13 protein-coding genes are annotated in these 12427 nt (G+C 64.7%); 1 reads left to right on the top strand and 12 read right to left on the bottom strand.

Features of this window, described 5'->3' with window-relative positions; all coding sequences use genetic code 11:
• Positions 1 to 22: 22 nt before the first annotated feature.
• The 10 genes from hscA to W930_RS0101075 all read right to left on the bottom strand — a co-directional run bounded on the left by hscA (position 23) and on the right by W930_RS0101075 (position 9902).
• Positions 23 to 1900 (bottom strand): Fe-S protein assembly chaperone HscA, encoded by a 1878-nt coding sequence (hscA, locus tag W930_RS0101120; RefSeq protein WP_023873820.1) that lies wholly within the window; start codon positions 1898 to 1900, stop codon positions 23 to 25.
• An 86-nt stretch (positions 1901 to 1986) separates the two neighbouring features.
• Positions 1987 to 2517: a Fe-S protein assembly co-chaperone HscB gene (gene hscB / locus W930_RS0101115; protein ID WP_023596697.1), complete on the bottom strand. Its 531-nt coding sequence runs from the start codon at positions 2515 to 2517 to the stop codon at positions 1987 to 1989.
• Between the two features lie 106 nt (positions 2518 to 2623).
• Positions 2624 to 2869 carry a DUF3565 domain-containing protein gene (locus W930_RS29405; protein ID WP_072619096.1) on the bottom strand — a complete coding sequence of 82 codons (246 nt, stop codon included), beginning with the start codon at positions 2867 to 2869 and terminating at the stop codon, positions 2624 to 2626.
• The gene (gene iscA, locus W930_RS0101110; protein ID WP_023596698.1) at positions 2835 to 3158 is read right to left on the bottom strand and encodes an iron-sulfur cluster assembly protein IscA; all 324 of its coding nucleotides are present in this window, start codon (positions 3156 to 3158) and stop codon (positions 2835 to 2837) included. Before iscA ends, W930_RS29405 begins: the two co-directional genes overlap by 35 nt.
• A gap of 30 nt (positions 3159 to 3188) precedes the next feature.
• Positions 3189 to 3587: a Fe-S cluster assembly scaffold IscU gene (gene iscU, locus W930_RS0101105; protein ID WP_023596699.1), complete on the bottom strand. Its 399-nt coding sequence runs from the start codon at positions 3585 to 3587 to the stop codon at positions 3189 to 3191.
• 18 nt (positions 3588 to 3605) lie between these two features.
• Complete coding sequence (locus W930_RS0101100; protein WP_023596700.1) at positions 3606 to 4829, bottom strand: IscS subfamily cysteine desulfurase; 1224 nt, start codon at positions 4827 to 4829, stop codon at positions 3606 to 3608.
• Between the two features lie 31 nt (positions 4830 to 4860).
• The gene (gene iscR / locus W930_RS0101095) at positions 4861 to 5388 is read right to left on the bottom strand and encodes a Fe-S cluster assembly transcriptional regulator IscR (protein WP_023596701.1); all 528 of its coding nucleotides are present in this window, start codon (positions 5386 to 5388) and stop codon (positions 4861 to 4863) included.
• A gap of 116 nt (positions 5389 to 5504) precedes the next feature.
• Positions 5505 to 7613, bottom strand: coding sequence for a site-specific recombinase (locus tag W930_RS0101090; RefSeq protein ID WP_023873819.1), 2109 nt, complete (start codon positions 7611 to 7613; stop codon positions 5505 to 5507).
• A 263-nt stretch (positions 7614 to 7876) separates the two neighbouring features.
• A complete protein-coding gene (locus W930_RS0101085; RefSeq protein ID WP_023596703.1) occupies positions 7877 to 8353 on the bottom strand; it encodes a low molecular weight protein-tyrosine-phosphatase in 477 nt (158 codons plus the stop codon).
• Positions 8354 to 8738: 385 nt separating this feature from the next.
• Positions 8739 to 9902, bottom strand: coding sequence for an alpha/beta fold hydrolase (locus W930_RS0101075; RefSeq protein WP_023873817.1), 1164 nt, complete (start codon positions 9900 to 9902; stop codon positions 8739 to 8741).
• Between the two features lie 114 nt (positions 9903 to 10016).
• Between W930_RS0101075 and W930_RS0101070 the strand changes: the two genes are divergently transcribed.
• Positions 10017 to 10934 carry a LysR family transcriptional regulator gene (locus tag W930_RS0101070; protein WP_023596706.1) on the top strand — a complete coding sequence of 306 codons (918 nt, stop codon included), beginning with the start codon at positions 10017 to 10019 and terminating at the stop codon, positions 10932 to 10934.
• Positions 10935 to 11054: 120 nt separating this feature from the next.
• Here W930_RS0101070 and W930_RS0101065 read toward each other — a convergent pair whose 3' ends face one another.
• Both W930_RS0101065 and W930_RS0101060 read right to left on the bottom strand, forming a co-directional pair.
• Positions 11055 to 11393 carry a hypothetical protein gene (locus W930_RS0101065; protein WP_036642936.1) on the bottom strand — a complete coding sequence of 113 codons (339 nt, stop codon included), beginning with the start codon at positions 11391 to 11393 and terminating at the stop codon, positions 11055 to 11057.
• 312 nt (positions 11394 to 11705) lie between these two features.
• Positions 11706 to 12344, bottom strand: a complete 639-nt coding sequence (locus W930_RS0101060; RefSeq protein ID WP_023596708.1) for a LysE family translocator — start codon at positions 12342 to 12344, stop codon at positions 11706 to 11708.
• Positions 12345 to 12427 lie beyond the last annotated feature (83 nt).

The raw sequence follows: 12427 nt of genomic DNA, 5'->3' as shown, positions 1-12427 counted from the left end.
GGCTTTCGGTTTCCGTGGTGTCTTACAGTTTGTCGATGTCGGCCACGCGCCGGCCGGCGAGCGCCGCGCGGATGCTCTTGTCCATGCGGCGGGCGGCGAACGCATCGGTCGCATGCGAGAGCGTTTCGGTCGCTGCCTTGATGGCGGCCTGATCGTCGCCAGACGCCTTCTGCCGCAGATCGGCCAGCAGCGTGTCGATGTGTGCGCGCTCGTCGGCATCGAGCAGCTCGGGATCGGCCTGCAAGGCGCTGTCGATCGCCACGAGCAGACGCTCGGCTTCGACCTGTTGCTCGCGCAGCGCACGGGCGCGCATGTCCTGCTCGGCCGAGCCGAAGCTGTCCTGCAGCATGCGCGAGATGTCCTCGTCGGCCAGACCGTACGACGGCTTGACCTCGATCGAGGCCGCCACGCCGGAATGCATTTCCTGCGCCGAGACCGAGAGCAGCCCGTCGGCGTCGACCTGATACGTCACGCGAATGCGCGCCGCACCGGCCGTCATCGGCGGAATGCCACGCAACTCGAAGCGCGCGAGCGAGCGGCAGTCGGAGGCCAGTTCGCGCTCGCCCTGGAGCACGTGAATGGCCATGGCCGTCTGGCCATCCTTGAAGGTGGTGAACTCCTGTGCGCGCGCTACCGGAATGGTCGCGTTGCGCGGAATGATCTTCTCGACCAGCCCGCCCATCGTCTCCACGCCGAGCGAGAGGGGAATCACGTCGAGCAGCAGCCAGTCGTCGCCTTCGGCCTGATTGCCCGCCAGCAGGTTGGCCTGCACCGCGGCGCCGAGCGCCACCACCTGATCCGGATCGAGATCGACCAGCGGTTCCCGGCCGAAGAACCCGGCCACCGCCTCGCGCACTTGCGGCATACGCGTCGCGCCGCCGACCAGGACGACGCCCTTCACGTCTTCCGGGCCCATTCCGGCGTCGCGCAGCGCCTTGCGCATCGGACCGATCGTGCGCTGCACGAGCGATGCGCCGAGCGCGGTGAATTGCTCGCGCGCGAGCGAGAGTTCCACCTTGCGTCCCGCCGACAAGGTGAGCGCGATCGTCGCCGTGTCGGCATCCGTCAGTGCTTCCTTGGCGGTACGCGCGTGATCGAGCAGGCTGCGTACATCCTGCGGGGTGAGCGTTGCGATATCGAGCCCCGCGGCCTCTACCGCCCAACGGTAGATCGCCTGATCGAAGTCGTCGCCGCCGAGCGCGGAGTCGCCGCCCGCCGCGAGCACTTCGAAAACGCCCTTGGTCAGCCGCAGGATCGAGATGTCGAAGGTGCCACCGCCGAGATCGTAGACCGCGTAGAGGCCCTCCGCCGCGTTGTCCAGACCATACGCAATGGCCGCCGCCGTCGGCTCGTTGAGCAGCCGCAGCACATTCAGCCCGGCCAGCCGCGCGGCGTCCTTGGTCGCCTGACGCTGCGCATCGTCGAAATAGGCGGGCACGGTAATGACGGCGCCAACGAGATCATCGCCGAGCGTATCTTCGGCGCGCTGACGCAGCGTCGCGAGGATTTCCGCCGACACCTCCACCGGGCTCTTCACGCCGCCGGCCGTGTTCATTTGCACCATGCCGGGCGCGTCGACGAAGTCGTACGGCGCGTTGTCGGCGTGAGCGACATCGGCCAGGCCCCGGCCCATGAACCGCTTGACCGAGACGATGGTGTTGCGCGGATCGGTGGCCGCCGCCGCCTTGGCGTCGTACCCGATCTGGGTACGCGGCCCGCCGAGATAGCGCACGACGGACGGCAGCAGCACGCGGCCCTGTTCGTCGGGAAGGACTTCGGCCACGCCGCTGCGCACGGAGGCCACGAGCGAATGCGTCGTGCCCAGGTCGATGCCCACGGCGAGTCGCCGCTGGTGCGGCGCGGGGGACATGCCGGGTTCGGAAATTTGCAGAAGGGCCATGACTTTGCAATGCGGGCCACGCGCGCGCGCGTGCACCCTGTTCTCAAGCAGTTCTCAGGGACATGTGACGGCGCCGCACCGGGCCGTCACGCGTTTTCCAGCATTTCGATGCGCTGCGCCACGTCTTCCTCGGCGCGCGCAATGAACATCAGTTGCCGCACGGCTTCCGCCGCCGGCTGCCAGGCTTCGCTCTCGAGCCAGTCGCCCAGCTTCGCGAGCCGCACACGACGGTCGTCGCGCAGCGATCTCGCCAGCGCATCGAGCGCACCGACGTTACGGGCGGCCACGGCGTCGTCGATGGCTTCGCGCCACTCCATCTGCTGCATCAGGAAATCGGGGGCCATCGCGGTATTGTTCTCCGCGCCCACGTCGATGCCCTGCAACGACAGCAGATAAGTCGCGCGCTGCAGCGGATCGCGCAACGTGCGATACGCCGCATTCGCCTGCGCCGCCCATTGCATCGCCACACGGCGCTCCGCGTCGCTCGCGCTGGCGAAGCGATCCGGATGCACGCGCGACTGCACCGCGCGGTATGCCGCGTCAAGGGCCTCACTGTCGAGCGTGAAACGCTGCGGCAGCTCGAACAGCGTGAAATAGTTGTCAGTCAATGCACTCATCGCGCAATCGTAAAAAAAGCGGCTCGCGCCGCCTTGTTGCCTACGCTGCCATCCGTTCGCCCTGTTGGCGACGCTCGTCGATCACGGCATGCCGTGTCGGATCGTGTCACGCATCGGGCGGCTCGCCGCGTTCGCACTTGCGGCACGGCAATCGACTACCGAGCATCGCCTCACGACCTTCGGGGCTTTGCGTCCATGTCCGGATCTGCCAGGGCGGAAGATGCCGGACATGTTGACCGTGCCCGCAGGCCAGTCGCGCGACCCATTGACCTTCGTCGTCCTGCCGAAAGCCAACGATCTCGCGCAACGGCGCAGCGTCAGACGCGGAACGACTCGCCGCAGCCGCACTCATCCTTGACGTTCGGATTGTTGAAGCGGAATCCTTCGTTCAGGCCTTCGCGGGCGAAGTCCAGCTCGGTGCCGTCGATATACGGCAAGCTCTTCGGGTCGACGATCACCTTCACACCATGGCTTTCGAAGACCGTGTCCTCGCCCGCCACTTCGTCGGCATATTCCAGCTTGTAGGCCAGGCCCGAGCAGCCGGTCGTCTTCACGCCCAGCCGCAGACCCACGCCCTTGCCGCGCCGCGTGAGGTAACGCGAAACGTGCTGCGCGGCCTTCTCGGTCAGTGTAATGGCCATGTTTGCCTGCTTCCTCTATGCGTTCCGCACTCAGGCGGCATCAGCCGTCTGACCGTGCTTCTGCTTGTAGTCGGCAACCGCCGCCTTGATGGCGTCTTCCGCCAGAATCGAGCAGTGGATCTTCACCGGCGGCAATGCCAGTTCCTGCGCGATTTCCGTGTTCTTGATGGCGAGCGCCTGATCCAGCGTCTTGCCCTTGACCCACTCGGTCACCAGCGACGACGAAGCGATCGCCGAGCCACAACCGTAGGTCTTGAACTTGGCATCTTCGATCACGCCGGCTTCGTTCACGCGGATCTGCAACTTCATCACGTCGCCGCAGGCCGGTGCGCCGACCATGCCCGTACCGACGGCGTCATCGCCCTTTTCGAACGAGCCGACGTTGCGCGGGTTTTCGTAGTGATCCAGAACTTCCTTGCTGTACGACATGGCTAACTCCTTGAATACTCAGTGTGCGGCCCACTGGATCGAATTCAGATCGACCCCGTCCTTGTACATTTCCCACAGCGGCGACAGATCGCGCAGCTTGCCGATCTTGCTCTTGAGCAGCTCGACCACGTAGTCGACTTCCTGCTCGGTCGTGAAACGACCCACCGTGAAGCGAATCGAGCTGTGCGCCAGTTCGTCGTTGCGACCCAGGGCACGCAAAACGTACGAAGGCTCCAGCGACGCCGACGTGCAGGCCGAGCCCGACGACACGGCCACGTCCTTGATCGCCATGATCAGCGACTCGCCTTCGACGAAGTTGAAGCTGATGTTCAGGTTGTGCGGGACACGCTTTTCCATGTCGCCGTTCACATACACCTCTTCCATTTCCGTCAGGCCCTTGAGCAAACGGTCGCGCAGCATGCGCACACGCTCGTTCTCGACGGCCATTTCCTCGCGTGCCAGGCGGAACGCCTCGCCCATGCCCACGATCTGGTGCGTGGCGAGCGTGCCCGAGCGCATACCGCGCTCATGACCGCCGCCGTGAATCTGCGCCTCGATGCGAACGCGCGGCTTGCGGCGCACGTACAGCGCGCCGATCCCCTTCGGACCGTAGGTCTTGTGCGCCGAGAACGACATCAGGTCGACCTTCAGCGTGGCCAGGTCGATCGGCATCTTGCCAGTGGCCTGGGCGGCGTCGACGTGGAAAATGATGCCTTTCTCGCGGCAGATCTCGCCGATCGCCCCGATGTCCTGGATCACGCCGATTTCGTTGTTCACGGCCATGACCGACACGAGAATCGTGTCCGGACGCAGTGCCGCCTTGAACACTTCGAGATCGAGCAGACCGTCGTCCTTCACGTCCAGGTAAGTGACTTCGAAGCCTTCGCGCTCGAGTTCGCGCATGGTGTCGAGCACCGCCTTGTGCTCGGTCTTCACCGTGATGAGGTGCTTACCCTTGCCTTGATAAAAGTGCGCCGCGCCCTTGAGGGCGAGGTTGTTCGACTCGGTGGCGCCCGACGTCCACACGATCTCGCGCGGATCGGCGTTCACCAGCTTGGCAACTTCCTCGCGCGCCTCTTCCACCGCCTGCTCGGCAGCCCAGCCGAACGAGTGGCTGCGCGACGCCGGGTTGCCGAACTGCTCGCGCAGGTAAGGCAACATCTTGTCCACGACGCGCGGGTCAATCGGCGTCGTGGCGCTGTAATCCATGTAGATGGGGAGGTTGAGGGTGTCGTTTTTCATGGGGTGCTCCAGGATCGTGCCGCGGCGCCTGTTATGAACGGGCCATATCGAAGACCGAATTGGGAATACGCGCTGCAATGGTCTGGTTGTTGGTGCCGGACTCGCGCGTGTCGCGCAGAACAGCCTGCTGGGCCTGCTTGCTGCGCTGCTGCTCGACGAGGTCGCGCAGCGAAACGGAATCGAGATACTCGACCATCTTCTGGTTGAGCGTCGCCCACAGCTCGTGCGTCATGCAATGACCGCGATGGCCGTCCTGGCCCTTCTCGCAATTACCCTTGCTGCCGCACTGGGTGGCGTCGAGCGGTTCGTCGACCGCAATGATGATGTCGGCCACCGTCACCTCTTCCGCGCGACGCGCCAGACTGTAGCCGCCGCCCGGCCCGCGCACGCTCTCCACGATTTCGTGGCGACGCAGCTTGCCGAACAACTGTTCCAGATAAGAGAGGGAGATTCGCTGACGCTGACTAATGCCCGCAAGCGTCACGGGACCCGCGTCCTGGCGCATGGCCAGGTCGATCATCGCCGTGACGGCGAAACGGCCTTTCGTGGTAAGTCTCATGATGATGCAGGGGATTAATCTCGACTATTTTCGTCAAGTATAAATTCCCTACGAATTTAGTCAAGTACTTCTGGCCCACTTTTTGCGAAAGTTCCGTCGCCCGCTTGTGAAATTTCTCATTTTTCGGGACGAATGTCTGGCTGCGGGGAGCGCAGCGGGAACAGCAGCACCAGGGGATTGCGCAGCACGGCGCGCCAGATGGCGCGATGGAGTTGCCGGCGGTCGCCCAGTCGCAGTGCACGCGATCGGAGCGCCATGTGGAATGCTAACGCAAAACTGACGCCGACGTTGAGCAGCGCCATCGATCCGACCCCGGCCACCGCCAGCCACAGGGCCGGGTCGTGCAGCACCGGCAGCCCCAGCACCCCGATGGACGTAGCGATCGCCCCCGTCGACAGCGTGACGTGACGGACTTCGAAGGGCAGCGCAAAAGCCGTCAGCACCGCCGGCACGAGACCGAGCATGAAGCCGAGCGTCAGGTTCCCCAGCACCGGTGCGATGTGCCGACGGCACCCGTCGGCGATGCGCGCCGCGCCGTTGCGGCCGAAGACGAAGCGCAGCCGGCGGTTGTAGGCCAGCACGTCGCCGATGCCGTGAAGCGCGAACCAGTTGTCCGCCCATCCGGAGATCAGGCTCGAGCACCAGAGCAGCACGCCGGTGAGTGCGGCAAAGAACGGGGTGACCCCCAGGATCGAGAACGACGCCAGCGTGGCATGCGCCTTCTCCGGCGGGATCGTGTTCATGCCGAGCGCCGCCGATACGGACCACTGCACCAGCAGGCAGAACGGGAAGACCATGGCCAGATTTCCGAAGATGGCAGCCGCCTGCGTTCGCACGAGGGCGAGTACCTCGCCCACGAAGGCGTCCATCCCGGCGGGCGTATCGACGTCGTCGAGCTTGCTCGCGATGGCCGGCGCGGTCATGGCCGGCTGCTTGGTTGCCAGCGTGAAGTGGCAGAAGTGCATGAAAAGAAAGCACAGCGCATAGTTCGCCCCGGCCAGGAAGCCCTCCACGATGGTGGGCAGGTGCGCACTCGTGATCATGAACTTCACATACACGGTGACCACCGTCACGAGCCCGCCGCCACAGGCCATTTTCAACATCGTGAAGTATTCGCTGCGATTGCGGGCGATGTAGTGCTCCCCGGTTTCCGCACTGCGCTCCACGACCTTGCGCGCGAGCAGGCCGAACGACGTACGCGCGAGCTCGCCCACACTCTGGCTGGCCTTGTTCGCCCGCACCAGGTCGGCGAGCAGCTTGACCCGCGCGACGGCCCGGTCGCCACGCTCGCCCTGCGTAAGCCATGCGTCGAGCAGGCGCTCCAGGCGGCGGATTCTCGCTTTCGCGCGCTCGACCTGGAAGACGATGTCCACGCTCACGCCGTTCTCGTCGAGATGCGCATAGACCTGACGCACGGCGCGGCCACAGTCGTCGAGCAGCGCACGAAACACGTTGATCTGCTGGACGAAGCGCTGCGACGGTGGCGCGCCGTGCGCGAATGCCTGGCCGGCGTCCTCCAGTTCCTGCATGGCCCGCCCCAGCCGGTAAAACGGCGATTCGGTCACGCGCGGATAGGGCAGGCGCGAGCGCACCGCCTGCGACAGACCGGTCGACGCAATCTGGTCGACGAGGTGGTGCATCGCCGCGAGCAAATCCTGCGCAAAGGGATTCCAGTCAGTGTTCTCGTCCTCGCCTTCGCCGAAATGCAGCAGCGCGATGAGGTCGGCCAGCAATTCGGGCGGCATGGCCGCGATCCAGTCGGCGGCGCGGCCGTCGGGGAACATCAGCGAGCACAGCGCCGAGAGATCGCGGCGCGTGGGCGGCGGCGGAATCAGCGCCTTCTCGATACGCTCGACCAGGGCGCCCCAGAACCCGGGACGCACCGGCATGCCGGTGTCGCTGAGCAGCGAGATGGCGTCGCTTTCGTGGATCACGCTGCGCAGCGTGCGCGCCACCGGCAACCGCCACGCCGGATTTCGCCCGAGCATTTGCAGCAGATAGCGCAAACGCGTGTGCGGGCGATACCTCGCCGTCTCGCCCTCCTCCCGATCTTCGTTGACGAGCGCACCCCGCTTCTGCACCCAGTGCGCCAGTTCGATCAGCCACTGATTGCGAACGGCAAGCGGCGCGCCGGGGTCGGCGTGTGCGAGCAGTTCGTCGAGCTGATGGCCGGCGTGACGGGAGGCACGCCACTTGCGCCAGTACGAGGTAAGCGAATTGAGCATCGATGGGAGAGGCGAGAAAACGGATGAAAGGAGTCGCGAAAATGCCGTGGAAACCGCGCAGGTGCCGCGAACGCGGCAGTGGCGACAGCAGCAAGGACGGCCACACGCCGGCGATGGGGCGAATGATAGCGCCATCGGGACTGCTGGCGAAATCGTCGGGAGCGGCGCACACGCGCGCGAACGAGGATTCGCCCGGTGTGCGCCGGGAACGCGGCAGAGCGCGGCCGATGATCCCGGCAAGCCGCGCGCCTCCCTGGAGCCGGTCAGGCGCCCTGTCGAAGCCGTCTGAGCAGGCCGTCGATGCCGTCTTCGATGTAGTCGAGCACCGTCTCGAAGCCCTGCGCGCCGCCGTAATACGGATCGGGCACCTCCTCGGCGTCGTGCCGCGTGGCGAAGTCCATCAATCGCACAATCTTGTGACGATGCTCGGCCGGACAATCGGCCATCAGCTCAGCCACGTTGGCGTTGTCCATAGCCACGATCCACTCGAAGCGCGCGAAATCGCCTCGCTCGACGCGTCGCGCGCGCAGGGCGCTCAGGTCGTAACCGCGACGCTCGGCCGCCGCCTGCGTGCGAGCGTCGGGCGCATGACCAATGTGATAGCCGTGCGTGCCCGCCGAATCGACCTCGATCAGATCGCTCAGCCCGGCTTCGGCCAGACGGTGACGAAAGATGCCATCGGCACTGGGCGAGCGGCAGATGTTGCCCATGCAGATAAAGAGAACCGAGGTTTTTTTCATTGAAGTCAGTGAGTTGAGCGAAGCATCGAGCCACACATGGCAGGTGCCGGAACGTCCTGTCGTCAGCCTGTCGGACTCATGACGTGCGAACCGGTTCTGAACACCGGCTCGCCCTGCTCCCCGATCCGGCGATCGGAAGTCGCGTCGCCGCGGGCGTTCCCGAGTTTGCCCGGAAAGATCGGAAATACTTCCTTCCGAGCGCCGTGCCATTTCGTGACCGGCGCGGCAAATGCGTCGCCGACGCCCAACGCGACACGTCGGACGCGGCACGACGCGAATCATCGAAGCATCTGCGGTGGCTCGGGAGCGGGGGGCATAGATTCTGCTCGACATCGAGGCGTTCGTCGACGATTTCCGGTGCTGGGCGTGACGCTCCCGCCACTGTTCAGTTCACTCCGCCCGGATTGGCGATCCGCAACCTCCAGCCCCCATCGCGGCCCTTTTCCATCACGTGCGTGGCCGTGCCGCGCGTTTCGTGATCACGCCCGTCCGGCAGCGTGACGCCCAGCGTCCAGTCGAGCAGGACGAGGGCAATGTCGCCGCTCGTCACCACTCGGCGCACTTCGCTACGGATACGGGGGCGCAATGACAGCAACCGAGCCAGGCCAACACGCAAACCGGCCGGACTTTCCCGCACCTCGAGACCCTCCGGCATCCGCATGGTGGCCATGTTGCTGAACACGCCGAGCACGGCATCGAGATCGCCGGAATTCAACGCGGCATCGAAGGCGGCCGGGACCTGATCCGGCGAGCGGCAGATGACCGAGTCGCTTTCGATCGCCGCGACGAATCGCGCGATGCATCCCGCCACTTCACCCGGCGCCTCCAGAGGAGACAAGTGCCCCGTTTCGGGAAGGACGTGCAGCGCCGCATGCGGGATGCGCGGAAGCAGTTCCGCCTCAAGCGTTTCAATGCTGTCGACCTTGTCGAGTTCACCGGAGATCACGATGGTGGGCACGTCAATCGACGCCGTCGCCGCAGTGATATCTTCGCGCATGGCAATGTCGGGCCAGGCCGCCTTGGCCTGCGGCGCCCCTCTCAAACTATCCTCGATGACTTGCTCGCGCTGAACGGCGCTCAGCGGTCTTGCGGTCAACACGTGATCGATGACGAACGACACGGATTCACGCGTTTGGTAGGCGCCCGTCAACGTTGCGCGTTGGGCGTCGGAGAGGCGCGTGGGCGACGGCGGCGATGGTGCGACAAGGACAAGCCCCCGCAGGCCGTCCGGACGGCGCGAAGCGATCAGTTGGGCAACCTTCCCACCCATCGAATGACCGATCAGAACGTAGCGCCTGAGTCCCAGAGTGTCGATGACGCCTTCCGCGTCAGCGGCGAGGTCGGCGATGCGGTAGCCATCGGCAGGTGCCTCGGAATCGCCCCAACCGCGGTGATCGGTGGCAACGATTCGGTACTTGTCCGCGAGCTCGTCCGCCACCGCATCCCATGTGCGCGCAGAGCCGCCGTAGTAGTGAAGGAACACCAGCGCCAGCTCGCCGCTGCCCCGCTGGTTGACGTGAATCCGCGTACCGTTCGACTCGATGACCATGATGGTGCCCTCGGCTGTTAGTTGAGGCTCATATCGTAGATACGATTCCGTGGATCGATAATTGCCCGTTTAGTTTGTTCAGTCGATAATCCTGCTATCGAATCGGAGGGCAACATGGATCGACTGACGAGCCTCGCCATATTCGTCGCCGCTGTCGAGGAGGGCAGCCTCGCCGCCGCGGCGCGCCGCTTCGGGCTGTCCGCTGCGATGGCCGGCAAGCACGTAAGTGCCATCGAGGCCGAGTTGAGTGCGCGACTACTGCATCGCACCACACGCCGCTTGAGTCTGACCGAAACCGGCCAGACGTACTACGAACGGTGCAAGCGGATTCTCGAGGCCTTCGACGAAGCGAAGCGGGAGGCGAGCGATACGCAAGCCACGGCGCGCGGTGTGTTACGCATCGCGGCGCCCGTCACGTTCGGTGTGATGCATCTGGGCGAAGTCGTGGCGCGCTACATGGCGGATCATCCGAACGTGAATGTGGAGGTGCAGCTTGGAGATCGCTATGTCGACCTCATCGAGGCAGGCGTCGACGTCGCGATCCGAATCGGCCGCCTGGAAGACCCTGGGCTGGTGACGCGCAGACTCGCGCCGTGTCGAATGGTTTTGTGCGCGTCTCCCGCGTACCTGGAGCGCCACGGAACACCACGCACCCCGGAAGCATTGATGCAGGCGCAACGTCTGGCGTTCAGCGAGGCCGTGTCGGCGGGTGACTGGACATTGCGCGACCGCGAGAATCGCGCGCATGTCATTGACGGACCGTGTCGGATGACAGCCAACAACGCCCAGATGTTGCTCGCTGCCGCGATCGGAGGTGCGGGCATCGTGTATGGCCCGACCTTCGTGCTCGGCGCGCACCTCCAGCGCGGCGAACTAGTGGAACTGTTGCCGGCCTACCGCGCCGCTGACCTGACGATTCAGGCGGTTTATCCGAGCACGCGGCGCATTCCGTTCAAGGTGCGGCGGTTCATCGATTACCTCGCGGAAGCGTTCGGCGATGAACCGCCTTGGGATCGGAAGACGACGCCTTAGGTCGACGTCATTACCTGTCAGCACCAATCCCGGTGCCATCCGTCGGTTCAGAAGTCAAAATGAAACGACGCGCGTGCCGCCCAAGGCCACAATCGGCGGCCGACGCTGAACGATTGCGAGTCAGTGAAGCGGTGCGACGCGTTCTCCGCTTCGGCACGATTCTGCACTCGTCTTGTCGGAGCATGGGGGCAGCGCCGACATCGGGTCGCCCGAGCCGACAGGCCGCTTGCCGTCGATCGCAGATCTTGCCAACTGGCGGCACGCTCGGGCCGCGTCGGCGCGTGCATCGAACGCGACACCGGAATCGGGCTTGAGAGGAATGAAGTTGTCGAACGGCGCGCTGCGATGCCGGCAAAGTCCAATGAACGAGTACAGTTCCACATCGTCATTGGTTTGAATGCACTGAAGATACATCCAGACTTCAAAGCCATTCATATCACCATCGAGCATTTCCCACATTCAAGCCCTCACGGTGTTCGCGCGACTGAGTTGTCGGGGGCCCGCACCCACCGCCCATTATTTGCCGCGCAATTGGCTCCCCTGAAAGCCCCATTGGAACGCAGAATCGTGACGGGGAGAAGTCGAGTATTTGCCCCTAATACGTCCGGTCTAATTCAATCCCGGCCCCCCCTTCCAAACATTGGGCCGCGCTTGATTGGCAGACCTGACCAGCGCGCCATGCGCGACCGCCGAATTGCCCCGATCGCCCCCGCGCCGAAGATTGCGGGCACCTCTGCACGCAATGCTTGCGCCCCGCCAACCCGATGCCATTCAGAGCGTGGGCTTCGATGCGTTGAGAATCAGCCGCAGGCCCAGCAGGGAAATGGCGCCGGCGGCGATCCGATCGATCCACGTCTTCGCTCGGAGGTAAAGCCCGCGTGGTCCCTCGCTCGAGAAACACAGCGCCACAATCGTGTACCAACCGCATTCGACGGCGAACACCATGGGCGGAAGCACGATGTAGCACCAAAGCGGCGGGTGCTGCGGCAGCAACGCGGCAAAGATACTGCCGTACCAGATCGCCGTCTTGGGATTGCTCAGTTGCGTTGTGAGCCCCATCAGGAACGACTTGCGACCACTGCGCACGAGACCCGAATGCGCGTCGTGGACCGTGACGGGACGCCCGGCGTCCCGCCAGATCTTCGATGCGACGTAAATCAGATACACGCCGCCCGCGATCTTCAGCCCGATATAGAGCCACTCCACCGCCTGCAACAACGTATAAAGCCCGGCCAGCGCCACGCCGCCGAAGACGAGGCCACCCGCGCCCATTCCGAGCGCCGTGGCGAGCCCGTCGCCGCGCGACTGACCGATGGCGTTGCGGGCGACGAGCACGAAGCTGGGGCCGGGAATCATGGCACCCAGCCACAAAGCGGCCAGGATGGCGAGAACGGCTGCCGATGCGCTCATGAGAATGACTCCTTGAAGTCGAGGATTTACCGGCGCGAATGTTCGCGCAACCACTGAATTCCCGCCTACGGCGTCGGCGCGCG

It is taken from the genome of Pandoraea sp. E26 (assembly GCF_000681415.1).
In the GTDB taxonomy this organism is placed as follows: Bacteria; Pseudomonadota; Gammaproteobacteria; order Burkholderiales; family Burkholderiaceae; genus Pandoraea; species Pandoraea pnomenusa.
Note: the sequence above shows the minus strand (reverse complement) of the source record. Positions and strands in the feature narration are given on the sequence as shown.